The sequence below is a fragment of the Hymenobacter sp. 15J16-1T3B genome, from assembly GCF_020711235.1.
Classification (GTDB): Bacteria; Bacteroidota; Bacteroidia; order Cytophagales; family Hymenobacteraceae; genus Solirubrum.
Window position 1 is genome coordinate 32366 of sequence record NZ_JAJFAV010000017.1, and the last position, 25121, is coordinate 57486.

Sequence of the window (25121 nt, forward strand, 5' to 3'; positions counted from 1 at the left end):
CCCCGCCACCGGGAAAAAGTTCGGCCCGGCAGCCGATAACGCCGGCCCCGGCGCACCTTCCGCGGCGGCTTTGCCGTATGGAATGCCCGACAACCGGCGGCCCGCCCTAGGCCGGCGGGCCTCTTTTGCGCCGCATGTGGGATTACCAAAGTTTGTTCCGGGTCTCGGCCCAACTCTTCGCCGAGGGTGTTTTCAATCTGCTCGACCGCAACCTGCGGCCTGAAGTGCTGCTGGTGGGCCTTGCCGCTGCGCGCGAAGCCGATGCCCCCGGGGCCGTGCGCGTGGAGCCGCCCACCCACCGCTACCGACCCGAAACCTTTGCCCACGTGAAGGACCGCGCCGCCGCCCTCGAACTGGACGGCGCCCGGGAACTAGTGTACCACCTGCAGCACGACGACCAGGACCGCTTCGAGAAGCTGCGCTGGTACAGCATGCTGCGGCAGGCCATAGAGCTGGAGCTGGCCCCGTTGGCCGCCGAGGAGGGCAAGCGCGCCTTCTGCGCCCTGCCGGTACTCATCAACGGCTACCTCATCATGACGGTGCTGCAGCTCTCGACGGAGGCGCTCAAGAGCTACTACCGCTTGCCCGGCGAAGTCACCCACGAGTCCCGGGCGCAGTCCTTGCTGCACGCGGTGGTGCGCGAGTTTTTGCTGGAGTGCAGCAAGGCCCTGCGCGGCTCCGACCTCGACCAGGAGGAGGACCGGCCCATTCTCGACCGCGACTACAACGAGCTGCTGCGCTCGGCGGCCCGGCGCTTCATGCAGGGCCCGGCCGGCGGCAACCACGGTCTCTACGACGCCTGCAACGGCGTGGCCGGCCTGCGCCACGAGGGCTCCGAAGTGCACGGCACCATGCTCATTGCCCGCCGCAACCACCCGGCCGTGGTGCCGGTGCTCACGCTGGAGGCGCCGGTGCCGCTGCGGGACCACCGCTCCATCCGCAAGCTACTGGAGATGAGCGAGGACCGCACCTCGCTGGTTTCCGACGCGGCCCACGTATTCGGCCTGGGCTACCTCACCGAGCCTACCGACCCACTCTACGAGCCGCTGTTCACGGTGCGCTTTACCACGCACCACAACTGGGAGCTGAGCTACGCTGACCACGTGATGATGCGCGTGGTATCGGGCACGCCGCGGCTGCCGAAGGGACGCATCAACGAGCAGGCGTTTGCCGACACGGTGCGCCACCTCTGGCCGGACTTGCACGACGCGGCTGTGGCCAACCTCTGGGAGCTGACCATGCAGGCCACCAACCAGACCCACGGCACCATTCTGGTGGTATCGGACAACGCCGGGCTGGAGGCCCAGCGCCTGACGCGGCAGAGCTTCCGGGTGGCGCCGCGCTACATGACGCCCTCGGTGCTGCGCTTGGTCACCAACATCGACGGGGCCGTGCTCATCGACCCGCAGGGCACCTGCTTCGCCATCGGCGCCATCCTCGACGGGCTGGCCACCGAAAAGGGCGACTCCTCGCGCGGCTCCCGCTACAACTCGGCCGTGCGCTACGTCGAGTCGGCCCGCTACGCCACCTTGGCGGTGGTGGTGAGCGAAGACGGCTGGATTGATTTGCTGCCGTCGAAAAAGTAAGCCTGCGTCACGAAGCAAGAAAAGGGCCGGCAACCCGCTTGGGGTTGCCGGCCCTTTCGGAACCGTGCGGGCGGGCCGGCGCAACGGGTGGTTGCGCCGGGCGCCGGGGTTATTTCTGCTGTGCGGTGGGCTCGGCCAGCAATTCGCCCACGTCCACGCTGTCGCCGGCGTCGCCTACTTCGGTGGTTACGCGGGTGACGGCGAAGGCGTTGACGCCCGTTTGGATGACGGCAAACTGGCTGTAGGACGTACCCGAGGAGGTGTACGGAACCGCCTCAAACGACTGGCCGCCAACGACGACCGTCGCCGTGATTTTTGTTACCAGGCACACACCGCGGCCGCCGGCTTGCCAGGGCTGCCCGTTAAACGGAATCGAGTAGTTGTCGTCGCTGCAGAAAAACGAGGGGTAGGTGACCGTGCCGGAAACGGAGCCGGGCGTGGAATTAACGATGTGAACGGGGGGGTAGGCCATGGATTGGAGTGGAATGATGACGGCGGGAAACCCATTTTCCGGCCGTCACAAACCTCATCAGCCCCGGCGCCCCGAACGCGGGCAGAAATACCCGATTTCGTCTCCGCGTACAAATACGCGCCCGCCCTAAGCCGCCCCTACCGGTTCACGGCTTGCATCATCTCGGCCGGGTAGCGGGTGCCCGCGGCGGCCCCTTTGGGCGCTATTTCGTCGATATGGCGCAGGTCGTTGGCGGTGAGCTGCACGTGCAGGGCGCCCACGTTTTCTTCGAGGTAGGGCACGCGCTTGGTGCCGGGAATGGGCGCAATGTCCTCGCCCTGGGCCAGCACCCAGGCCAGGGCCAGCTGTCCGGGCGTACAGCCTTTCTGCTGGGCCAGCTCGTTAATGCGGGCCACGAGGTCGAGGTTTTTCTGAAAATTCTCGCCCTGGAAGCGCGGGGTATGGCGGCGGTAATCGTCCGCGGCCAGGTCTTCAAAGCGCTTGATCTGCCCGGTGAGGAAGCCGCGACCCAGCGGGGAGTACGGCACAAAGCCGATGCCCAGCTCGCGCACCGTCTGCAGGATGCCGTCTTCCGGGTCGCGGCTCCAGAGCGAGTACTCCGACTGCAGGGCGGTGATGGGGTGCACGGCGTGGGCGCGGCGGATGGTGTCGGCGCCGGCTTCGGAGAGGCCCAGGAAGCGCACTTTGCCTTCTTTCACCAGCTCGGCCATGGCCCCCACGGTTTCCTCGATGGGCGTATTGGGGTCGACGCGGTGCTGGTAATAGAGGTCGATGTGGTCGGTGCCTAGGCGCTTGAGGGAGCCTTCCACGGCCTGGCGCACGTACTCGGGCCGGCCGTTGATTCCGCGCTTGGTGGGGTCGTTCGGGTCGCGCTGAATGCCGAATTTGGTGGCAATGACCACCTGCTGGCGGCGGTCCTGGAGGGCGCGGCCCACCAACTCTTCGTTGGTATAGGGCCCGTACATATCGGCCGTGTCGAAGAAAGTGACGCCCAGCTCGGTGGCGCGGTGAATGGTGCGGATGCTTTCCTGGTCGTCGCGGCCGGCGTAGAAATCGGACATGCCCATGCAGCCCAGGCCCAGGGCCGATACCTGTAGGCCCTGCTGGCCGAGCGTGCGCGTTGGTAAGGTGCTCATGCGAAAAAGGTGTTTGGAGAAGGATAAATGGAACAACGGCATACAACCGTCCGCGGGCCGAATTGATTGGCCCGGCCCGAAAAATCACCCCGACCCGGCAGTTTGCGTAGAATTCCCAACCTCCTACTCCGACTCCCCATGGAAACCGCTCTGCCCAATAAATACGCCCGTTTGCGCTCCACCCTCAGCCCGGCCGAAACCGACGCCCGCCTGCAGTGGGTCGACCACGTGGCGCGGCTGATGGACAGCCAGTTCCGGCTGCCCGGCACCAATTTTCGCTTTGGCCTCGACCCGCTGCTGGGCCTTATTCCGGTGGTCGGGGAGCTGGGCACTTTTGCCATTTCCGCGGCCCTGGTGCTGACCATGGTGCGCCACGGCGCCTCGCGCAAGGTGGTGGTGCTCATGGTACTCAACATCCTGCTCGACACCATCGTGGGCAGCATTCCGGTTATCGGCAACCTCTTCGACTTCGCCTACAAGAGCAACGAGCGAAATGTGCGCCTGCTGCGCCGCCACTACGGCGAGGGCCGCTACCAGGGCTCCGGCACCGGCCTGATTGTCATGGTTGTGCTGGCCCTGGCGGGCATCCTGGCCTTGGTTGGCTGGGCCAGCTACGAGCTGTTCCGCTGGGCCTGGGCGTATTTTCAGTAGCCGCCTATGCTCCAGCGCGGCCACCTTGGTGGTCCGCGCAGCGTGGCACCCTGCACGCCGGGTCCGAGGCCACGCTGCGCGGACCAGGTGATTGCTCAGGCCCGCCCGCCCACTACGGCCGCTGAGGTGCGGGCCGCTGGCCGTCCGGCGTTTGGGGGTTACCTTTGCGGGCGTGAATACCCACCGTAGTACCCTGAGCGGGTGGCAGGCGCTGCCCTTACTGGCGCTGCTGCTCGCGCCCGGCTGCCTGCAGCTGCAGAGCGACAAGGAGCAGCAAGGTTTCGTCGAAGAAAAAGTGCTCAAACGCCACGACGAGCTGATGGCCAAGATGGACGAGCTCTACCAGCTGCGCCAGCAACTGAGCAAGCTGCCCGACTCGGCCGCCACCGCCCCGCGCCGCCGCGCCCTGCTCGCCGCCGACGCGGGCATGATGGCTTGGATGCACCAGTACCGCAAGCCGGCCGACACCACCCGCCACGAGGTGGCCATGGCCTACCTGAACCGGCAGTTCAAACGAATCGACTCGGTGGGCGTGTTGATGGAGCGTAACATTGATTCGGCCCGCGCGGAGCTGTCAGCCGCCGCCCCGGCCGCCCACTGAACCATGTCCCGAAAAGCATTTTTCCGCCCCCTGCTGGGCCTGCTGGGCCTGCTGGCCTGCGCCGCCCTGCTGCCCGCCTGCCGCCCCAACGGCGGCGCCGAATCGGCCGCCGACAAGCCCCTGCCCATGCTGGGCTTCCCCACCGTGCTGGCCCCCGGCGACACGCTGTTTCCGCGCATTCCCGCCTTCAGCGTGCTCGATCAAGACAGCGCCGTAGTTACCCCGGCCACCTTTGCCGGCAAGGTCTACATCGCCGACTTCTTTTTCGCCACCTGCCCGAGCATCTGCCCCAAGATGCAGAGCCAGATGCTGCGCGTGTACGAGAAATATAAGGACGACCCGCGCGTGGGCTTCCTCTCCCACACCATCGACCCGGAGCACGACACCCTGCCAGTGCTGCGCGACTACGCCCAGCGCCTGGGCGTGCCCACGGCCAAGCAGTGGCACTTCGTAACGGCCCCGCGCGACACGATTTTCCGCCTAGCCGGCCAGTACATGGTGGCCGCAGAGCGCGACAGCACCGCCCCCGGCGGGGCCGTGCACAGCGGGGCCTTCGTGCTGGTGGACCCGCAGCGCCACGTGCGCGGGCAGTACGACGGGGTGAACGAGAAAGAAGTGGACCGCCTGCTCGAAGAGCTGCCGCGGCTGCTGAAAGAAATGGGCCCGGCGCCGGCGGCCACGGCCAGCAAGTAGTCCGATGGCCGCCGCGGTTTCCTTGCACCTAGCGCTGCGCACGGCCGGCGCGCTGCTGGCCGGCGCGGCCGTGCTGTCGGCCTGCTTTACCGACCGGCAGAACGAGGGCCAGCGCCTCTATGCCTCACACTGCGCCAGCTGCCACGGCGAGCAGGGCGAGGGCCTGCGCCGCCTCATGCCCCCGCTGGCCGGCTCCGACTACCTCACCAAGCACCGCGACCAGCTGCCCTGCCTGATCCGGCGCGGGCAACGCGGGCCGATAGTGGTGAACGGCGTGACCTACGACCAGGTGATGCCGGCCCACGAGGACCTGACCGACTCGCAGATAACCAACCTGCTGAACTACGTGCACGGCGCCTGGGGCAACCGGGGAGCCAAGCACACCATTCGCGAAGTCAGCCAGCTGCTGGAAGCCTGCCAGGGCTCCGACGGGCGCTAAGCCGCGCACGCGGCGCCTCGGCGGCTTTCGGGGAGTTTTCGGCTGGTTGTTCGGCCAAACATCCGTAGTTTGCACCTTCATCCGATTATTGCCTCATGGGTCTGTTTGACTTTCTAAAGAAAAAAGACGAGCCGGCAGCCACGCCGCCCGTTAATGCCCCCCAACCCGCTGCCCCCGCCCCCACCGAGGCCAGCAGCCCCGCTCCTGCCCAACCTGCCCCGGCCAAGCCCGAAGGCGGCCCGCGCTACCAGCGCCCGGCCTTTGCCGCCAAGAGCGCGGCCGATATCCAGCCTTCGTTCTCGGCCACGGCGCCGCCCATGCCGCCCATGCCTGAGCCGCCGCCCCTGCCCTTCGAGCCCAGCAACAACCTGGAGCAGGTGCTGCTGCTGGCCGCCCAGGACCCGCAGTACCGCCTCGCCTTCTACCACGAGCTGATGCAGGCCGAGCTGTTTGTGCTTACCAACGCCCCCGAAGGCGCCGAAGCCGGCGAAGTAACCGTGGCCGAGGGCACCGAAGTGCAGCTGCACGTGCTCCACGACGGCCGCCTGCCCATCTTCTCCTCCATCGACCGCATTTTCGAGGGCGGCGCCCAGCAAGGCGAGGTATCGTACCTGCGCGTGCCGGCCCCGGGCTTCTTCCAGATGACGCAGGGCGCCGATTGCGTGCTGAATCCCTTCTCGCCCTTTGGCAAGCTGCTGGTGGCCCCGGAAATCGAGGACATGGTGACTGGCCGCATCTTCAACCCGCCGGCGGAAGGCCAGGAAGCCGGGCCGCAGGCCCAGCTGCTGCCCTTGCCCGAGCCGCCCGCCGGCTTGGCCAGCGCGCTGCGCGAGTTTTGCGCGCAGCACGCCCACATCATGGTCGCTTACCTAGCCCAGGTGCAGATCGAGGGCGAAGAGGCGCCTTCCCGCCTGCTGCTGGCCTTCGGGGTGGAGGACGAAAACATGGACTTCCTGCAGGAAATGGGCCCGGCCATCCAGGAGCACCTGGAGCAGACGGCCATTGACGTGGCCCGCCTCAGCCCCGACCCCAACGAGCCGCTGACGGCCTTCTTCACCCAGCAGGAGCCCGTGTACCTGCGCGCCGACCTGGCCGCTACGGCCGAGGATTCGGACGAAGACACGCTGGCCTAAGCCGGCTGCAGCCCTGGCTACCAAAAGCAAAACCCCGCGCCATTGAGTTGACGCGGGGTTTTTCGTGCCCCGGCAGTGCGCCGCTAGGCTTCAGCAGCGGTGGCCGCCTCTTGCGCCGCCTGCCGCTGAGCCACCCGCCGAAACAGCGGCAGCAGCAAGAAATACAGCACCAGCACCACCGGCACCGAGCCCAGCAGCCAGAGCAGCAGCGCCCCCACCTCGGCCCGCCAAAACAGCTGCAGGGCCGCCTGCCAGTCGTGGCTGAGCAGGTACTGCAGGCGCTCCAGGGTCAGGTTGCGGGTGGCGCCGCCGAGCAGCTGGGCGCCGTAGCGCAGCAGGGGCAGCAGCAGCAGAATCTGCACCGGGCTCATCAGGTGGCTCACCAGCAGCAGGGCGCCCACGTTCAGGCGCAGCCACACGGCCACGGCCGTGCCCAGCACGGTGGTCACGCCCAGCAGCGGCACCAAGCCGAAGGCCGCGCCCAACGATACGGTAAGCGCCAATTGCGTGGGCGAAAGACCTTTGCGTAATTGCCCGAGCAACGGCTCGACGACGCGGCGGCGGAAAAATCCGGGTTGGGGGGTGACGGTTTCGGTCGACATCTATTCAGCAGGAGCCGCGCGGGGCCGGCCAGGTTGCCTTCGGGTAACTGCCCGGGGCCGCGCCGCGTTTCACTCAACACTTCTACGGCTGGCCGGAGTGGCCGGCCACGCCCCGGGTTGTCGGGGTTCGGCATGACAAAAGTACGTCCCACCGGCCGGCTGCACCACCGCTGGCCCGATTTCTTCACGCTGCTGCGCCGCGCCGCCCGCGAGCTGTCGGCCCACGACCCGCTGCGGCTGGGCGCGGCCACGGCGTTTTTCACCACGTTTGCCCTGCCCCCCATCCTGATTTTGTTTATCAGCGTGCTCGGAGCCATTTACCCGGCCTCGCAGGTGCGGGCCCTGCTGCTGGAAAAAGTGGCCGACCTGATCAGCAGCACCGGCGCCGATTTGCTGGAGCAGATTGTGACCAACGTGACCAACGTGCAGCGCAGCCACTGGGTCACGGCCGCCGGCTTTGGCTTTCTGCTGTTCGTGGCCACCACCCTGTTCGTGGTCATTCAGAACTCGCTGAACGAGCTGTGGCAGGTGCGGCCGCGCCGGCAGGTGGGCCGTTTCGGGCGGGTGCTGCGCGAGCGGGCCCGCTCGGCCTCGGCCCTGCTGGTGACGGCCGCGCTGGCCGTGGCCGCCATCCTGGCCGACTCCATCCTGCACGTATTTGGCGAGCTGGTGGCCGATTTCGACGTGACGGCCATGCTGGTTTTGGCGCAGGTGCTCAACAACGCGGTGTCCTTGCTGATTCTGACGGCGTGGTTTGCCCTGGCGTTCCGCAACCTCAGCCACGCCCACGTGCCCCGGGCGGCGCTGTGGCGCGGGGCCCTGCTCACGGGCTTGCTGTTCGAGCTGGGCGAGCGGGTGCTGCACCTGCTGCTGGTGCCGCGCAACTTGGGTCCCATTTACGGACCGGCGTCCTCGGTGGTGCTGCTGCTGCTCTTCGTGTTCTACTCGGCCATGATGTTTTATTTCGGCGCCAGCTTTACCAAAGTGTACGCCCAGTACAGCGGGCAGCCGCTGCGGCCCAAGCCCTCGGGGGTGCGCTACCGCCTCGTGAACGTGCCCGACCTGGCCACCGCCGAAACGCCCGAAGTGGCCCAGGCCCGGCACCGGCGCGCGGCCGTCAGCCGCCTGCAGCGGGCGGTACGCCGCTTGCACTTTCCGCACTAACGGCCGGGGCCGGGCTGGCCGAACACGCCGCCTCGTCACCTTCCTCTCCCGCCGCGGCCCAGGCGCCGGCTCCGCGGCCGGGCAGTTTCGTACCTTCGCAGCCCCATTGTTGATTCCGCTGATGTCCGACGCTGCCGCTACGCCCCTTCCTACCGCCGCTCCCGCCCCCGATTTTGCCGCTCTTGGCCTGAGCGAACCGCTGCTGCGCGCCCTCGCGGAGCTGCGCTACGAACAGCCTACCGCCATTCAGGCGCAGGTGGTGCCGCTGGTGCTGGCCGGGCAGGACATTGCCGGGCAGGCGCCCACCGGCTCGGGCAAAACTGCCGCTTACGGCTTGCCCCTGCTCCAGCAGCTCGACCTGACGCAGGACGCGGTGCAAGTGCTGGTGCTCGTGCCGGCCCGCGAACTGGCCCTGCAGGTGCGCGACGAACTCAAGCGCCTCGGCAAGTTTTTGCCGAACCTGCGCGTGGCCGCGTTCTACGGCGGGCACAGCTTTCAGGAAGAAACAAAGAGCCTCAAGCAAGCCCCGCACGTAGTGGTGGCCACGCCCGGCCGCCTGTTCGACCACCTCGACCGCCGCACGATTGTCCCGAACAAGCTGCAGCTGCTGGTCATCGACGAGACGGACAAGCTGCTGGAGCTGAAGTTTCAGGAAGCCCTGGCCAATATCGTGCAGCGCCTCCCGCGCCGCCGCCAGACCCTGCTGTTTTCGGCCACCATGCCCGAGAAAGTGCTGGAGCTGGTGCGCAAAAACCTCACCCGCCCCCGCCACGTGCAGGCCGATGCCCAGGCTGACGCCTTGCCCGAGTCCTTGACCCTGCTGGGCCACGTGGGCATCACCGAGAAGAAGCCGGCCGCGCTGTTTCACATCCTGCAGAAGCCCGACACCGGCCGCGCCCTCGTGTTTTGCAACACCCGCCAGCGCTGCGAGGAGCTGGCCCGCTTCCTCACCAGCCGCGGCCTGGCCGCCGAGGCCTTGCACGGCAAGCTGCCCCAACCCGAGCGCGACAAAGCCCTGCTGAAGCTGCGCAACGGCTCGGCCCTGGCCCTGGTGGCCACCGACGTAGCCGCCCGCGGCATCGACGTGACGGACCTCGACACGGTTATCCAGTTTGAAGTGCCCGAGAAGGCCGACACCTTTCAGCACCGCGCCGGCCGCACGGCCCGCGCCGGCGCCGCGGGCACAGCCCACATCCTGGCCACGCCCGCCGAGCAGGCGCTGGTGCAGCGCTGGGCCGTGGCCAAGGAAATCAAGTGGGAACCGCTGCACGCCCCGGCCCTGCCGCCCGCGGCCAAGACGCCCAAGCCGACTACCGTGACCCTGCACGTGTCGGCCGGGCGCAAGGAGAAAGTTAGTGCCCACGACCTGGTGGGCGCGCTGGTCAACGTGGCCGGCCTGGAGCGCGAGGCCATCGGCCGCATCGAGGTATTCGACCACTACAGCTACATCACCGTGCCCCGCGAAGCCGGCCGTGCCGTGCAGGACAGCATGGCCGGTGCCCGCATCAAGGGCAAGAAAGTGCGCGTGACGGAAGTGCGGTAACGGCGCCCTGAGCTTACACCAACGGACCGACTAGGAGAAGCAGCTGCTTCTCCTAGTCGGTCCGCGTTGTTTTCAGTCCCTTTATCTGCTGGCAGCGAACCGCCGCTGGTTGTTCGTCCGGTCGCGGTCGAGGTAGCGCACGGCGGGGTCCACCACCACATAGGCCGGGCGGCGGCCGAGCCGCAGCTGGAGCTGAATGCGGCCGTCGACGACGGGCGCTTCGGCGCGGTACAGCTCCCGCCCGGTTCCGGGCGGGCCGTCCAGCACGGCTACGTCGAAGCTCTCACCGTCCGGATTCAGCGCTACGTCGCGCCGGCCCTGACCGGCGGTTTTGCGGGCACTGATGCGCACCTCGGCCAGGTACTGGCCGCCGGTCGGCGTCACCAGGGCGGTATCCACGCGCAGCTCGCGAATCACCCGGCCGGTGAGCCACTCGTCGACGGCGGCGCGGTCGGCGGGCGCGGTGGCTTCGGTGAGCAGGGCCGTCCACAGGTCGCGGGTGGTGGCGCCGCCGCGCGGGCCGCCATAGGTAGCCAGCAGGCGGGTCAGGGCGCGGTCGACGGCGGCCGGGCCGAGCCGGACGCGCAGGCTGTTCATCATCACCGCGCCCTTGCCGTAGTAGAGGTAGGCTTGGTCGTCGACGGCGAGCATGGCGGGCTCGGCAGCGGCTTCCACGGTGCGGCCGGCCAGGTAGCGGTCCTCGTCGAAGGCCAGCACGGCGGGCAGGCTGCCGGGGCCGTAGGCATCGGCCAGCACCAGCTGCTCGGAGTGCTTGGCCAGGGTTTCGATCAGGGTGCTGCCGCCGCGCACGTCGGCCGGGTCGAGGGTGTGGCCCCACCACTGGTGCGACACCTCGTGGGCGACGCGGCGCAGCACCAAATCCACGTCCGCGGACTGAGGGTCGGCGGTGAAGCCCCGGTCTTCGGTAAACAGCACTAGGCCCGGCAGCGCATAAGCCCCGAACGGGGCCCAGGCCGGCACTTCGGCAATGCGCAGTGTGGAGTGGGGATAAGCGCCGTAACGGGCGGTAAGCACCCGCAGCGAGCGAGTGGCCGCGGCCAGCATGCGCGGCGCGTTGGCCGCGTGCTGGGGGTGGTACCACACCTCCACCGTCACGGGGCCCTGCCGGGCGCGGCGCACGGCGTAGCGGGCAGAGAGAAAGCCGAAATTGGGCGTAATGGGGCGCGGCTGCCGGTAGTGGAAATAGCGCCGGCCGTGGCGCGTCCAGCGGCGCACAAGCTGCCCCGGCGCCAGGGCCGTCTGGTCGGGGTCGGTGCTTACGGTGGCGTCGAGGGTGAGCCAGGCGCGGCCGGGGCCGGCGGCGTGCACGGCGGCCAGTTCGGCAGCGGTACGAGGCAGGGCCGGCGTGGCCGTGGCCGGCGCCTGCAGCTGCTGCCGGCGCCGGGCGGCCGGGTCGCTCAACTCGCGGCCGGGGCGGTAGCCCAGGCTGGGGAAGACCTCGGCGCTCATCAGCATGGAGCCGTTGGCCGTCACGTCGTAGCCGAAGCCCCCGGCGCGGACGCCGCTGCGGTCGAGGGCCAGGCGGAAGGGCAGGCGCGTGCGGGCACCGGGCGGCAGGGGCCGGGGCAGCCGCAGCAGGTCCACCCCGAAGCGGGCGTCGTGGCGCAGAAGGCGGGCGCCGGGCAGGGCGAGGCGGGCTTCGGCCACGTCCTCGGGCCACTGCACCAGCACCGTGTCGAGCGGCCGGGCAGTTTGGTTTTCGAGCACGTAGCTGCCCCGGATGGCGGCGCGGCGGGCCCGCGGGTACAGGTCGACTTGGGTGCGCACGGCTACGATGGCGGGCTGGGGCTGGCGGGCCAGCGGGCGGTAGGTACGCTCATAATCGGCCTGCCAGGCTTCGTGCGCAGCGCGGCTTTGCCAGGGGTGGCGCACCGTGGTTTGCCAGTATAGCCAGCAGGCCACGGCTGCCAGCAGGCCGGTGCCGGCCAGCAGCAGGCGGCGGGTGCCGGGGCGCCACTGCTGGGGCAGGGTGCGCAGGCGGGCGCCCAGGCGGACTTCGGTACCGCGGGCCCAGAGGCCACCGCTCAGCGCGGTGAGCAAGCCGGCCAGCAACGCCCAGTAGAGCATGAACGCGGCAAACGAGGGCAGCACCGGGCCGAAGCCGTCGAGGTCGGAGTGGGCGCCGCTGGGGCCGGTGCCGAAGTGCCACATCGGGTGCTCCAGGCCCACGACGCTGCCGCGGTAGGCCACGAAAGCCAGCAGCAGCCCGGCCATCATGCCCAGCCAGCGGTTGGGGCTGACGACCTGCAGGGCCAGCGCGCCCAGGGCAAAGAGCACCAGCGGCAGGCCCGCCAACCACAACAAGGTCAAATACAGGCCTACCTCCACTTGCGCGTAGCCCTGCACCAGCTGCGTGGCGGCGCCCACGGCTATGCCCACCAACGCCAGCAGTACCGGCAAGGCGCTCAGGGCGGCGGCTTTGGCCAGGAAAAACACCCCGTTGGGGGCCGGCGTGGCGTCGAGCAGGGGCGCGACGCCCAGCACCCGCTCGCGCCAGACCACCTCGGCCGCGTAGTACACCACGACCACCGTGCCGAGCAGCAGCAGGGGCAGGCGGATGGCGTCGAGCATCAGGCCGGTAGTGGGCAGCAGATGGGTGCCGAACTCCCCGCCGCCGGTCTGGGCGCTGCATTCCATGCCCACCACAAACACCCACAGCGCCAGCAAGGTCAGAAACGGCCAGCCGCGCAGGATGTAGCGCAGCTCCAGGCGCAGCGCCCAGCCCAGTGCGCGCCTAAACGCGGCCCCCGAACCCCAAACCGGCGCTACCGGCCCGTAGGCGACGTCCGGAACCGCTTCCGCACCGGCCCGGACCCGCGGGGCCGGGCGGCGGGCCGGCTCGTCGAAGGAAAACCGCGCGTACACCAGCGCCAGCACCGCCGCCGTCACGCCCAGCCAGAGCAGGCGGTTGAGCAGCAGGTGGCCCGACAGCGCGAGCAGGCGCCCGTCGCGCTCGGCGGGCGTCCAGTAGCGCGTCTGCTCGAAAAAGGCCGAAAGGCCGAACGGGTCGAGCAGGGCGGCGCGGGCCAGGCCCTCGGGCGTGGGCGGGGCCGTGCCGGCCATCAGCGGCGAGTCGATGAGCAGGGCCGTGACCAGGTACAGGGCGTAGATGGCCACGGCCCCGACGTAGGTGGCCAGGGTACTGCGCGTGAGCGTGGCCACGGCAAACAGCACCGCGCCCACCAGCAGCAGATTGGGCAGCACCAGCACGAGCAAGGCCCAGAGGTAGGCCCCGGGCCGCACCGCGCCCAGGCGCTCGGGCGCCACCGGCAGCAGCAGCGGGGCCAGCAGCAGCACGGCCGCGGCCAGCGTGAGCACGGCCGCGCCGGCGAGCAGGGCCCCGCCCAGGCGGCCGAGCAGGTAGCGGGGCTTGCCCACCGGCGTGGCCCACACGATGCCCGTCATGCCGTGCTCCACGTCGCGCAGGGCAGCCGGAGCGCAGAATACCGTCAGCACGAACACGCCGAGCAGGCTGAGCACGGCCAGGCTCTGGGCCACCACGTAGGGCGAGTTCACGTGCACGTTGGCCGGGCCATAACCGGTGCCCACCAAAAACGCGCTAATCACGGCCAGGGCCGCGGCGGCTACCGCGAAGGGGCCGCGCCGGGTGTGGTAGCGCCACTCGAAATGCAACAGGCCGGGCAGCATCAGGATAGCACGGCTAGGGCGGGGGCGGGCACGCGGCCTTCGCCCTGGGCCAAGGCGTAGAAATACACGTCTTCCAGTTCGGGCTCCACCGGCGCGAAGCCGGGCGCGGGCGGCGCGTCGGCCAGCACCCGCAGGCGCGTCTGGCCGGCGTGCAGCTGCGCCGACAGCACCCACAGGCCGTCGGCCTTGAGCCGGGCCCCAAGGGTTTTGGGCACGGCCTTGCTCCACACCCGGCCGCGCAGCTCGGCCACCAGCTCGTCGGGCGCGCCTTCGCGCAGCACCCGCCCGCTGGCCAGAATGGCCATGCGCGGGCACAGCTGGCGCACGTCCTCCACGATGTGGGTCGAGAGAATCACCACCACCTGCTCGCCGATTTCGCTGAGCAGGTTGTGAAACCGGTTGCGCTCCTCCGGGTCGAGGCCGGCGGTGGGCTCGTCGACGACCATCAGGCGGGGCTGGCCGAGCAGGGCCTGGGCAATGCCGAAGCGCTGGCGCATGCCGCCCGAAAACCCGCTCACGGCTCGTTTGCGGTGCTCCCAGAGGTTGGTTTGCACCAGCAGGGCCTCGATCTGGGCGCGGCGGGCCGCTTTGTCGTGCAGGCCCTTGAGCACGGCTACGTACTCCAGCAAATCCAGCGCCGACACGCCGGGGTACACGCCGAAGTCCTGGGGCAGGTAGCCCAGGCGCGCCCGGTGCGCCTCCGGGTCGTCGAAGATGGAGCGGCCTTCGAAGCTGATGCTGCCCGCGTCGGGCGCCTGCAACGTGGCAATGGTGCGCATCAGCGTGCTTTTGCCGGCGCCGTTGGGGCCCAGCAGGCCGTAAAGGCCGCGTGGGATGGTGAGCGTGACGCCGCGTAGGGCGGGCACGCCGTTGGGGTAGGTTTTGGTGAGGTTGTGCAGAACGAGGCTCATGGGCAGGTGAGCCTGACGGCGGAAAATCAGCGTCGCCGGGCACTGCAATTGTATGAAAAGGTACTTTGTTTCGCAAGGTACCTTTGAAATAATTAGTTGCCTGCTTACCTTCGGCCGCCGGCCGATTTCTCATAACGTACTGGCGTACTTTCGGCCCCTTCTCCTACTTGCCCTTACCCATTTGCCGGAGCCCACTATTGCCGCCACTGCCAGCAAGCTGCTCTTCATTTGCAGCATGAACCGCTGGCGCAGCCTCACGGCCGAGCGCCTGTTCGACCACCACCCGCACTACGAAGCCCGCTCGGCGGGCACCGAGCCTGGCGCCCGCGTGCGCGTCACGGCCGGGCACCTGGGCTGGGCCGACGCGGTGTTTGTGATGGAAAAGCGGCACGCCGAGCGGTTGCGGGCCAAGTTTGCCGACGAGCTGCGCGGCAAGCCCCTGGTGTGCCTGCGCATTCCGGACCATTATCAATTCCAGGACCCGCAACTCGTGGCCTTGCTGCGCGCCAACTTAGCGCCGCACCTGCCGCTAGGCAGCCTTTGAGGCGGACTCTGAGCACCTGCCAACGGGCCGCCCGCAAACGTTTCCGTGAGTAAATCCAGGGCTTTGCTTGCTTGCCGGACTCCGGTTTCGGAAGCTTGAAGGCACTTCTCACCTTCTCGCGCTCCATCATGGTTTTTGGCTGGCCCGTCGGGGCCGCGCTCCGGTCGTTGCCGACGGCCGGGCGGCGGCTCATCCTGTTGCTCTTGTTGCCGGGGCTAAGCGCCGCCGCCTGGGCCCAGGGCCGCACCACCCAGCGTCTGAACACCGGCTGGCAGTTTCAGAAGGACGCCGAAGGCCGCCTCAGCCCCGCCGCGCCGCCCGCCACCGGCTGGGAAGCCGTGAGCCTGCCCCACACCTGGAATGCGCAGGACGTGCTCGACGACGAGCCGGGCTACTACCGCGGCACGGGCTGGTACCGCAAAACATTGCTTCTGCCCGCTGGCTGGCAGCAGCAGCGCCTGTACCTGCACTTTGCCGGGGCCAACCAGGAAACCGCGGTGTACGTGAACGGGCGGCTGGCCGGCCGCCACGCGGGCGGCTACACGGCCTTTCGCGTGCCGCTCAGCGAGGCGCTGCGGGCCACGGCTACCCAAGACAACGCCGCCGAGCTGCTGGTGCAAGTCACCAACCGCCACAACCCGAACATTCCGCCGCTGTCGGCCGATTTCACCTTCTACGGCGGTCTGTACCGGGGCGTGTCCTTGGTGGCGGCCCAACCCGTGCATTTCGACCTCGACAACTACGCCTCCGCGGGCGTGTTCGTGACCACGCCCGCGGTGTCGGCCGCGGCGGCTGCGGTGCAGCTGCGCGGGGCGGTCCGCAACGCGGATGCGGCCCCGCGCACCGTGCGGGTGCGCAGCCGCTTGCTCGACGCGGCCGGCCGCGTGGTGGCCGAACACACCGTTAAACTCAAGCTCAAGGCGGGGCAGCAAGGCGCGTTCGAGCAGGCGTTCAAGCCCGTGCAGCGGCCGCATCTGTGGTCACCGGCCGACCCGTACCTCTACCGCGTGGTGTCGGAAGTGCTCAGCGAGCAGGGCCAGCCGCTCGACGAGGTGGTCAACCCCGTGGGGCTGCGCTGGTTTCGCTTCGATGCAGCCCAGGGCTTTTTCCTGAACGGGCAGCCGCTCAAGCTCATCGGCACCAACCGCCACCAGGACCAGCCCGGGCTCGGCAACGCCCTGCCCGAAGCCCTGCACGAGCGCGACGTGCGCCTCGTCAAGCAGATGGGCGGCAACTTCCTGCGCGTGTCGCACTACCCGCAGGACCCCGCCGTGCTCCAGGCCTGCGACCGGCTGGGCATTCTAGCCTCGGTGGAAATACCCGTCGTCAACGCCATTACCGAGTCGGAGGCCTTTTACCGGCGCTGCGACTCGATGCAGACCGAGATGATCCGGCAGAGCTACAACCACCCGTCGGTGGTCATCTGGGCCTACATGAACGAGGTGCTGCTGCAGCTGCCACCGGGCCTGAAAAAGGACAACGACGCCGGCCGCGCCTACCTGCAAAACGTGGCCCGCCTGGCCCAGCGCCTCGACGACCTCACCCGCCGCGAAGACCCCGCCCGGGCCACCATGCTCGTGTGCCACGGCGCCTTCGAGCTGTACCGCGACGCGGGCCTGCTGCGCATTCCGACGGTGGTGGGCTGGAACCTCTACCAGGGCTGGTACTCGCCCAAGCTGGAGGACTTCCCGGCGTTTTTGGAGCGCCACCGCCGCGAGCTGCCCGACAAGCCGCTGCTGGTCACGGAGTACGGCGCCGATTCCGACATCCGCCTGCACAGCCTGCAGCCCCGGCGCTTCGACAAAACCAGCGAGTACTCCACCGCCTACCACCAGTACTACCTGCGGGAAATGCGGACCCGCCCCTTCGTGGCCGGCAGCGCGGTGTGGAACTTGGCCGAATTCAACTCCGAAAAGCGGCAGGAAGCCGTGCCGCACGTCAACAACAAGGGCTTGCTAACCGGGGACCGGCAGCCCAAGGACGCCTATTTGCTCTACCAGGCCCAGCTGCTCTCCGCGCCGTTTGTGGCCATCGGGGCGCGGGGCTGGCGGCGGCGCGCGGGCGTGGCTGCCGGCCCGGATTCGCTCGTGTGCCGCCAGGCCGTGGACGTGTTTACCAACCAGCCGGCCGTGGAGCTGCGCCTGAACGGCCGCACGCTGGGCACCAAGCCGGCTGCGGAGGGCGTGGCGCGCTTCCAGGTGCCGTTCGGTCCCGGAACCAATCAGCTGGTGGCCACCGTGCCGGGCCAGACCGTTACCGACCAAGCCGACATCGAGTTTCAGCTGGTGCCCGCGCAGCTGACTGCGGCGGCCGTGCCCTTCACCGAGCTGAACGTGAGCCTGGGCGACGAGCGGCAATTCAGCGACGAGGCCCGGCAGCAGGTGTGGCTGCCCGAGCAGGCCTACCAGCCCGGCGGCTGGGGCTACGTGGGCGGGCAGGTGTACCGGCAGGCTGGCAACGGGCAGCTGCCCTACGGCTCCAGCCGCAACATTCTCGGCACCGAATACGACGCGGTGTACCAAACCCAGCGCGTGGGCCTGCAGCAGTTTCGCCTCGACGTGCCCGCCGGGCAGTACGAAGTGACGCTGCACTTCGCGGAGCTGGAAACGGCCCCGCCCGCCGAGCAGCTGGTCTACAACCTCGCCCAGCCCGGCGCCGCGCCCGGGGCAGCGCCCGCCCCCAGCCGCCGCTTCGACGTGCTGATCAACGGGCAAGTGGTGGCCGCGGCCCTGGGCCCCGACCACTACCTGACGCCCCTGCAGGCCGTGAGCCTGAGCTTTCCGGTCAAGGCGCCGGCCGGGCAGGGCATCGTGGTGGAGTTTCGGGCGCAGCGCGGCGAGGCGGTGCTCAACGGTATTCAGGTCAAGCGGCTGTACTAGCGGCTCTCGTTCATAAATTTTTTCGCGGCGGCTTTTAACCGGCGCCCGGTACTCCGTGCCCAACAAGCGCGCCGCCTTTCTATGGCCGGCCGCGTCCCCGCGGTCCACGCCTTCCCGGCGCGGTTCAATCGGCTCTGCACCCGGGCCGGCCGCTCTACCAATGCCCCGCCGTGCGGTTTCGCGCCGCCTCCACTCCTACCGAATCAGCTCCGGGGCCTGGCTCCGGCTGAGTGCTTCCTTTTCCCACCACAACCATCATTCCCATCATGCCCAACACCTTACCGCATTCCCGTGTATTGCCCACCGGCGGGCCCGGCCGCTGCCTGCTGTTGCTGGCGCTGCTTCTGTTCGCGGGCCCGAGCCGGGTCGGGGCGCAGGCCATCAACGCGCGCTTTTTCGGCGTCAACTACTGGTACCCGGGGGCCAGCCTCTCGCCGCTGCAGGCCAGCCTGAAGGAAGCCGACCTGCAGTGGATGCGCATCGGCGGCAACCTCTACAACAACGACTGGACCTCGCCCAGCCAGTACGACGCGGCCATTCAGTACGCCAAAGCCACCGGCTGTGAGCCCATCGTGCAGGTGCCCATCCAGCTCACCCCGGCGCAGCTCAACAGCTTTATCACCTACTTCAACACCACCAAGGGCTACAACATTACCTACTGGTCCATCGGCAACGAGGCCGACCCGGCCGACGCCAGCACCACGACCCTCAACGAGCCGGCGGCGTGGTCGGCGGGCACCTACTCGTTTCCGGCCACCGGCGGCTACACCTACGCGAGCTGGGTGGCGCAGTTCAAGCTGCTGGCCACCCAGCTCAAAACCACCGCGCCCGGCAGCAAGCTCGTCGGGCCGGACTTCCGGCTGTTCTACCCGCAGGTTATCAGCGACTACTACAAGAAGTTTCTGGAGGACGTGGGCGTGCAGAAAGTGGGCGCCGTGCCCATGCTCGACTACCTCTCCTTTCACTTCTACGGCGACAAAACCGAGTCGGAGCTGGACGCGCGCTTTGACTTGCTGCAGGGCTATATCGACGCGGCCAACGCCACGCGCACCGGCCTGGGCATCGGTTCCCCGGCGTTGCGCCTGGCCCTGATGGAGGTGAATGCCGAAGCCGGCTCGGGCAGCGGGCAGCTTAAGCCCTGGGATTTTCGGGCCGGGCAGTTTGTGGCCCTGATGGCCAAAGAGGTGATGAAGCGCAGCGGCCTGGCCGTGGTACCCTGGAGCATCTACGAAAGCAACGGCAGCCAGGGCAGCACCGACTTCTCCCTATTCAACGCCGACGGCTCGCGCCGCTCCACCCTGCAGCACCTGGCGCTGCTCAGCCAGCACCGCCGCGACAACGTGATGAACGGCCAGCAAAGCGGCGAAGCCGACCGCGTGGTGGTCGTGGCCATGCGCTGCTCCACGGGCACGGCCCCGGGCTACACCGTGATGCTGATGAACCTGCAGGCCAGCACCAGCTATACCTACCGCGCCGCCCTCGATAACGCCTACCACGGCGCCGAGCAGGTGCGCATCAAACTCGAAGGCTACCCGGGCGCCACCACCCAGCTCAACGGCACGCTGGCCCCGCGCAGCACCCACGTCTACAACCTGGATTATCAGGGCAAGGTGCTCAGCCAGCTCGTGTACGCCGAGGGCGACGCGGCCCCGGTGGAGCAGCAGACCTTTCTGGCCGTCGACAAGCTTACGGGCGGCTACCTGCGGCCCCTGGACGGGCTGAGCACCAACAACATCGTGCAGGACACCAGCCCCGACCTCACGCTCAGCTCCTTCCGGTGGCTGGTGCAGCCGGCCGAGCCGGGCTACTTCTACCTGCTGAACCAGTACACCGGCCGCGCCCTGCGCCCCACCGGCAGCAGCGCCGAGTACAACCTCGACGGCCGCCCCATTGGCCAGGTGGTGCTCGACGCCACGAACCGCTACGAGTCCGCGAGCCAGTGGCAGCTGCAGCCCTCCGGCGACGCCGACTACTATTGGCTGAAAAACCGCTCCTCCGGCAAGTACCTGCGCCCGCAAAGCGGCTCCACGGCCGACAACGCCGCCATCGTGCAGAACGTGCTCGACCCCAGCCTCTCCTCGTTTAAGTGGCGGCTCAACGCCCAGGGCTTCGTGCCCGCGCCGGTAGCCCGCGGCAGCCTGGTTACGGCCGCCGCGGCTGCAACGGGCGCCGCCGAGGCGCAAGTGTATCCCAACCCGGCGCAGGATGTGCTGAACGTGACGACCGGCGCCGAACCGGCCGAGCTGACGCTGCGCGACCTGACGGGGCGAGCCTGCCGCCGCCTGAGCATCAGCCGCCGCGGGCAACTAGACCTGCGCGGCCTGCCGGCGGGCATCTACACGCTGACGGTCAGCACCAGTGGCGGGCAGACGCACCGCCGCGTGGTGAAGCAGTGAGTGCGGAATAGCAGCGGTACGCAGGTTATTAGCCCGTCATCCTGAGCAGAGCGAACCGAAGGTCCTTGACTACGTCGACCTTCGGTTCGCTCTGCTCAGGATGACGTGCTGGTTCCCTTGCTACGGCCCGGGCCGCAACTATCCGCCGCGCCTGCCGTTCTTGCGCGCTATGAATTACCTCATCGGCCTGGCCGTACTGGCCCTGGTGGCCTTCGTGATTTACCGCTTCGCCACGGCCGGCCCGCGGCAGCGGGCGGCGGTGCTGCGCCAGCCCTTTCCCGAGGCCTGGCGGCAGCTGCTGACCGAGCGCGTGGCCTTTTACTCCGCCCTCACCGACACGGAAAAGTTGCGCTTCGAAAAGCAAGTGCAGCTGTTTCTCGCCCAAACGCGCATCACCGGCATCAAAACCAGCATCGATGATGCGACGCGGCTGCTGGTGGCCTGCTCGGCCGTCATTCCCATCTTCGGCTTCCGCGGCGGCTGGGAGTACGACAACCTGGGCGAGGTGCTCGTCTTCCCCGATGCCTGGCAGCTGCCGCGCGACGAATTCCAGGAAGTGGCGCCGCTGGAAGGCACCCTGCTCGGCTCGGTCCAGAACTTCCAGACCGACCACTACATGCGCTTGAGCAAGGCCGCGCTGGAGCAGGGCTTCCGCGACGCCAAGGACAAGCAGAACGTGGGCATTCACGAGTTTGCCCACCTGCTCGACGAGGCCGACGGGCAAATCGACGGGGTGCCGCTGCTCATGCTGCCGCGGGAGCTGGTGCCGGAGTGGCGGCGCGTGATGCACGAGGAAATCGAGCAGATCCGGGCCGGCAAATCCACCATCGGCGACTACGGCGGCACGAGCACGGCCGAATTTTTCGCCGTGGTGCTGGAGTACTTCTTCGAGAAGCCCGAGCAGCTGGAGCAACACCACCCGGCCCTCTACGAGCTGCTCACCCGCACCTTTCGCCAGGACCCCGGCCTGCGCTACGCCCGCTTCGACCCGCGCCGCCTGCTCAAGAAAGCGCCCAAGCGCCTGGGCCGCAACGACCCCTGCCCCTGCGGCTCAGGCGAGAAGTTCAAGAACTGCTGCCAGCGCGCCCAAGAGGCCGACGCGGCGTAAGGGCGCAGTTAGCTGACGCGCACGGCCCGCCGCGGCGCCACCGGCCGGCCGCGCGTGGCCCACACCGTCACGCCTATCATCAGGGTGCCCAAGCCGATGGCAAACAAATCGGTGAAGTAGGTAACCCAGGTTTCGCCGGTGCTCGTGAACAGAAACCGGTCCCGCGTGCCGCCGTACAGCGCCCGCGCCCGAATGGTGCCCGCCGCCGTGCGCGTGCCCACGGCAAACACCTTGGCGCCGCGGTCGAAGCCGCTGTAGTGGTAGAGCTTGGTTTGGCGGCCCACCGACGTCTTGCGCAGGGCGTAGCCCGGCTCCAGGGTAGCGGTGCCGCCCGCAATGTTGAGCTGCAGCCGGGGCGCCACCCAGTCGTCCTCCACCCAGTGGCCCGGCTCGTTTCTCGACAGCTTCAGCTCGCTGCTGCGCACGTAGGCCACCAGCGAGTAGTTGTGCTTGGGGTTGGTTTCGGCGACGGTGCCCTCCACCAGCACGGGCGCGCCCGTCGGCAAGGCCCGCACCGCCGCGGCCGACTGCGGCTCCAGCGCGCGGATGCGGTCGAGCACGGTATCGGAATAGCGCTGCTGCAGGTAGATGTGGCCGCAGCCGTAGGCAATGGCCAAGGCGCCGAGCAGGATGACTTTGTGTCTGGTGGCCATGGACGGCGAGAGGGAGAACTTCCCCGCAAGTATACCAGCCAGGCCGCCTCGCGCGCATCCCCAATTCATGTGAGTGGCCCTGTTTTCCCGCGCCCACTTGCCGCCACCAGCCGGGGGCCGGTCTAAGCCAATTGTTTTTCCTTGGCGGGCAGGCCGCCGGCGGCCTGCTCAAACCGCTCCTCGTAGCGGGGGTGGTTGGTGCCCATGAGCCGGTCCCACCAGTTGAAGTACAGCCCGAAGTTGTGGCGGACGTACTGGTGGTGCATGTTGTGGTGGGTGCTGGTGTTATGCAGCCGCCCGAAGCGCGTCTGGAGAAACCACCGCGGGTAGGGCTCGTAGCCGAGGTGACCGAGCACGTTCATGCCCATCTGGTAGAGCATAAACCCGCCCAGCGCCAGCGGGTGCAGGGGCAGCACAAACGCCAGCAACGGCACAATGGCGGCCTCAATCACCGCTTCCAGGGGGTGAAACGAGAAAGCGGCCCAGGGCGAGGGATTACGCGAGAGGTGGTGCACCCGGTGCACATAGCGAAACACCACCGGCAGGTGCATGAAGCGGTGCGTCCAGTAGAAATACGCGTCGTGGGCCCCGATGGCCACCACCACGCTCAGCACGAGGTAGGGCCAGCCGTAGCGGCTCACGTCGGTGTACAGGAGCGAGTAGCCGTGCTTGCGGGCGACGAACAACCCCGCTCCCACCGCCGCGAAGATCAGGCAGCTGAGCCCGGAATACACGATTTCGGTGCGCAGATGTTGACGCTCCGGAAACGAGGGCTGAATGCGGCGGGGCTGCCACTGGGCGCGGCGCCACACCCAAAATACCAGGTAGGCAACGCCGGCAAACAGGGCGTAGCGCATAACCAGGATAACGAGGTTGACGGCGTAATGCGCGCCGATTTCGGCGAAGGAGACGGGGGCTGGCATGACTTAAAACGGCAGAAGACCTGAGGGCAACAACGTGCCGTCGAAAATAGCGCCCGGTCCGCTCAATGGTGCGCCGCCGGGCCGGTATGGCTGCGGATGGTTATTTTCGGCGCACTTCACCGGTTCGGGCGGCCCTGCGCCCGGTTTTCCGCTTTTCCCCATGCACAAGCACGTCCTGCCCCTGCTCACGGCCGCCCTGCTGGCCGGCTGCGCCCAGAAAGCCACCGCCCCCACCGCCGCCACCCCGCCGCCCGCGCCGGCCGAGCCGGCCACCCAGCCCGTTGCGCCCACCAACTGGCGCAACGAAGCCGAGGAGTTTTTGAAAGATTACTCGGGCAAATACCAGCAGCTCTACACCCAGTCGAGCGAGGCGGAATGGCGCTCCAACACCCACATCGTGGCCGGCGACTCCAGCAACGCCGCCGCCACGGCCCGCGCCAACGAAGCCCTGGCCGCCTTCACCGGCAGCACCGTCAACATCGAGCGGCTGCGCCAGCTGCTGGGCCACGAAAGCGAGCTGACGCCCCTGCAGGTCAAGCAGCTCAAAACTGCCCTCTACAACGCCGCCGCCTCGCCCCAAACGGCCGGCGACGTGGTGAAACTGCGCATCAAGGCCGAAACCCAGCAAACCGAGAAGCTCTACGGCTTCACCTACAAGTACCAGGGCAAGGCGGTGACGACCAACGACCTGGACCGGGTGCTGCGCGAGGAAAAGAACCCGCAAAAGCGTCTGGCCGCCTGGGAAGCCTCCAAGGCCGTGGGGCCCACGCTCAAGGACGGCCTGCTGAACCTGCGCGCCCTGCGCAACAAGGTGGTGCAGGGCTTGGGTTACCCCGACTACTTCACCTACCAGGCCTCCGACTACGGCATGACCCGGCAGGAAATGATGGAGCTGGTGCGCAAAATCAACCAGGAGCTGCGCCCGCTCTACCGCGAACTGCACACCTACGCCCGCTACGAACTGGCCAAAAAGTACGGCGCCAAGCAGGTGCCTGATTACCTGCCCGCTCACTGGCTGCCTAACCGCTGGGGCCAGGACTGGAGCGCCCTGGTCGACGTGAAAGGCCTCAACCTCGACCCCATTCTGGCCAAGAAAGGTGCCGAATGGCAGGTCAAGCAGGCCGAGCGGTTTTACCAGAGCCTGGGCTTTCCGGCCCTGCCCGAAACGTTCTGGACCAAGAGCAGCCTCTACCCGCTGCCGACCGGCGCTACCTACAAGAAAAACAACCACGCTTCGGCCTGGCACATGGACCTCGACCAGGACGTGCGCAGCCTAATGAGCGTGGAGCCCAACACGGAGTGGTACGAGACGACCCACCACGAACTGGGCCACATTTACTACTACCTCACCTACACCAACCCCGACGTGCCCGTGCTGCTGCGCGGCGGCGCCAACCGCGCCTACCACGAAGCCATGGGCAGCCTGATGGGCCTGGCCGCCACCCAAAAACCCTTCCTGGCGGGCCTGAGCCTGGTCGACCCCAAGACGCAAACCAATCAGACGCAGACGCTGCTGAAGGAAGCCCTGAATTACGTGGTGTTCATTCCCTTCGCCTCGGGCGTGATGAGCGAATGGGAAAACAACTTCTACGCCGATGACCTGGCGGCCGACCAGCTCAACGCCCGTTGGTGGCAGCTGGCCAAGGAGTACCAGGGCATTGTGCCCCCCACCGCCCGCGGCGAGCAGTACCTCGACCCGGCCACCAAGACCCACATCAACGACGACCCGGCCCAGTACTACGACTACGCGCTGAGCTACGTCATCCTGTTCCAGCTCCACGACCACATCAGCAAGCAGATTCTGCACCAGGACCCGCACGCCACCAACTACTACGGCAACAAGGAAGTAGGCCAGTTCCTGCGCGACATCATGTACCCCGGCGCCTCCGCCGACTGGCGCGCCCTGCTGCGCGAGAAAACCGGCGAGGACCTTTCTGCCCGCGCCATGGTCGACTATTTCAAGCCGCTGATGACCTACTTGCAGCAGCAGAACAAAGGCCGTAAATACACCATGTAAC

At 68.1% G+C, this 25121-nt stretch carries 20 protein-coding genes; 13 read left to right on the plus strand and 7 right to left on the minus strand.

Annotation, left to right across the window (positions count from 1 at the left end; all coding sequences use genetic code 11):
• Positions 1-134: 134 nt before the first annotated feature.
• Positions 135-1586 (plus strand): diadenylate cyclase, encoded by a 1452-nt coding sequence (locus LJ737_RS22540; protein ID WP_227769020.1) that lies wholly within the window; start codon positions 135-137, stop codon positions 1584-1586.
• Positions 1587-1695: 109 nt separating this feature from the next.
• On the opposite strand, the gene LJ737_RS22545 is transcribed toward LJ737_RS22540, so the two are convergent.
• Positions 1696-2058 carry a hypothetical protein gene (locus LJ737_RS22545; RefSeq protein WP_227769021.1) on the minus strand — a complete coding sequence of 121 codons (363 nt, stop codon included), beginning with the start codon at positions 2056-2058 and terminating at the stop codon, positions 1696-1698.
• A 137-nt stretch (positions 2059-2195) separates the two neighbouring features.
• Positions 2196-3194: an aldo/keto reductase gene (locus LJ737_RS22550; protein WP_227769022.1), complete on the minus strand. Its 999-nt coding sequence runs from the start codon at positions 3192-3194 to the stop codon at positions 2196-2198.
• Positions 3195-3332: 138 nt separating this feature from the next.
• Between LJ737_RS22550 and LJ737_RS22555 the strand changes: the two genes are divergently transcribed.
• From LJ737_RS22555 to LJ737_RS22575, 5 genes are all read left to right on the plus strand, one after another.
• Entirely contained in the window at positions 3333-3845 is a 513-nt protein-coding gene (locus LJ737_RS22555) for a DUF4112 domain-containing protein (RefSeq protein ID WP_227769023.1), read from the plus strand.
• 172 nt (positions 3846-4017) lie between these two features.
• Positions 4018-4446: a hypothetical protein gene (locus LJ737_RS22560; RefSeq protein WP_227769024.1), complete on the plus strand. Its 429-nt coding sequence runs from the start codon at positions 4018-4020 to the stop codon at positions 4444-4446.
• A 3-nt stretch (positions 4447-4449) separates the two neighbouring features.
• The gene (locus tag LJ737_RS22565) at positions 4450-5139 is read left to right on the plus strand and encodes an SCO family protein (protein ID WP_227769025.1); all 690 of its coding nucleotides are present in this window, start codon (positions 4450-4452) and stop codon (positions 5137-5139) included.
• Between the two features lie 4 nt (positions 5140-5143).
• Entirely contained in the window at positions 5144-5578 is a 435-nt protein-coding gene (locus LJ737_RS22570; protein WP_227769026.1) for a c-type cytochrome, read from the plus strand.
• 95 nt (positions 5579-5673) lie between these two features.
• Positions 5674-6711 carry an enhanced serine sensitivity protein SseB C-terminal domain-containing protein gene (locus LJ737_RS22575; protein ID WP_227769027.1) on the plus strand — a complete coding sequence of 346 codons (1038 nt, stop codon included), beginning with the start codon at positions 5674-5676 and terminating at the stop codon, positions 6709-6711.
• Between the two features lie 83 nt (positions 6712-6794).
• Here the strand turns inward: LJ737_RS22575 and LJ737_RS22580 are convergent, their stop codons facing one another.
• A complete protein-coding gene (locus LJ737_RS22580) occupies positions 6795-7313 on the minus strand; it encodes a DUF2062 domain-containing protein (protein WP_227769028.1) in 519 nt (172 codons plus the stop codon).
• A gap of 132 nt (positions 7314-7445) precedes the next feature.
• Here LJ737_RS22580 and LJ737_RS22585 point away from each other — a divergent pair, with 132 nt between their 5' ends.
• Both LJ737_RS22585 and LJ737_RS22590 read left to right on the plus strand, forming a co-directional pair.
• The gene (locus LJ737_RS22585; protein WP_227769029.1) at positions 7446-8477 is read left to right on the plus strand and encodes a YihY/virulence factor BrkB family protein; all 1032 of its coding nucleotides are present in this window, start codon (positions 7446-7448) and stop codon (positions 8475-8477) included.
• Between the two features lie 121 nt (positions 8478-8598).
• Complete coding sequence (locus LJ737_RS22590) at positions 8599-10020, plus strand: DEAD/DEAH box helicase (protein WP_227769030.1); 1422 nt, start codon at positions 8599-8601, stop codon at positions 10018-10020.
• A gap of 81 nt (positions 10021-10101) precedes the next feature.
• On the opposite strand, the gene LJ737_RS22595 is transcribed toward LJ737_RS22590, so the two are convergent.
• Positions 10102-13689 (minus strand): M1 family aminopeptidase, encoded by a 3588-nt coding sequence (locus LJ737_RS22595; RefSeq protein WP_227769031.1) that lies wholly within the window; start codon positions 13687-13689, stop codon positions 10102-10104.
• Positions 13689-14600, minus strand: coding sequence for an ABC transporter ATP-binding protein (locus LJ737_RS22600; RefSeq protein WP_227769032.1), 912 nt, complete (start codon positions 14598-14600; stop codon positions 13689-13691). The genes LJ737_RS22595 and LJ737_RS22600 overlap by 1 nt, the downstream gene beginning before the upstream one ends.
• A 181-nt stretch (positions 14601-14781) precedes the next feature.
• On the opposite strand from LJ737_RS22600, the gene LJ737_RS22605 reads away from it, so the two are divergent.
• From LJ737_RS22605 to LJ737_RS22620, 4 genes are all read left to right on the plus strand, one after another.
• A complete protein-coding gene (locus LJ737_RS22605) occupies positions 14782-15144 on the plus strand; it encodes a low molecular weight protein tyrosine phosphatase family protein (RefSeq protein ID WP_227769033.1) in 363 nt (120 codons plus the stop codon).
• A 128-nt stretch (positions 15145-15272) separates the two neighbouring features.
• Positions 15273-18023: a glycoside hydrolase family 2 TIM barrel-domain containing protein gene (locus tag LJ737_RS22610; RefSeq protein ID WP_227769034.1), complete on the plus strand. Its 2751-nt coding sequence runs from the start codon at positions 15273-15275 to the stop codon at positions 18021-18023.
• A gap of 266 nt (positions 18024-18289) precedes the next feature.
• A complete protein-coding gene (locus LJ737_RS22615) occupies positions 18290-20419 on the plus strand; it encodes an RICIN domain-containing protein (protein ID WP_227769035.1) in 2130 nt (709 codons plus the stop codon).
• Between the two features lie 169 nt (positions 20420-20588).
• Positions 20589-21527, plus strand: coding sequence for a zinc-dependent peptidase (locus LJ737_RS22620; protein WP_227769036.1), 939 nt, complete (start codon positions 20589-20591; stop codon positions 21525-21527).
• A gap of 8 nt (positions 21528-21535) precedes the next feature.
• Here the strand turns inward: LJ737_RS22620 and LJ737_RS22625 are convergent, their stop codons facing one another.
• Positions 21536-22180 (minus strand): hypothetical protein, encoded by a 645-nt coding sequence (locus LJ737_RS22625; RefSeq protein WP_227769037.1) that lies wholly within the window; start codon positions 22178-22180, stop codon positions 21536-21538.
• Between the two features lie 122 nt (positions 22181-22302).
• Entirely contained in the window at positions 22303-23103 is an 801-nt protein-coding gene (locus LJ737_RS22630) for a sterol desaturase family protein (RefSeq protein WP_227769038.1), read from the minus strand.
• Positions 23104-23263: 160 nt separating this feature from the next.
• Here LJ737_RS22630 and LJ737_RS22635 point away from each other — a divergent pair, with 160 nt between their 5' ends.
• Positions 23264-25120 carry a M2 family metallopeptidase gene (locus LJ737_RS22635; RefSeq protein WP_227769039.1) on the plus strand — a complete coding sequence of 619 codons (1857 nt, stop codon included), beginning with the start codon at positions 23264-23266 and terminating at the stop codon, positions 25118-25120.
• Position 25121 lies beyond the last annotated feature (1 nt).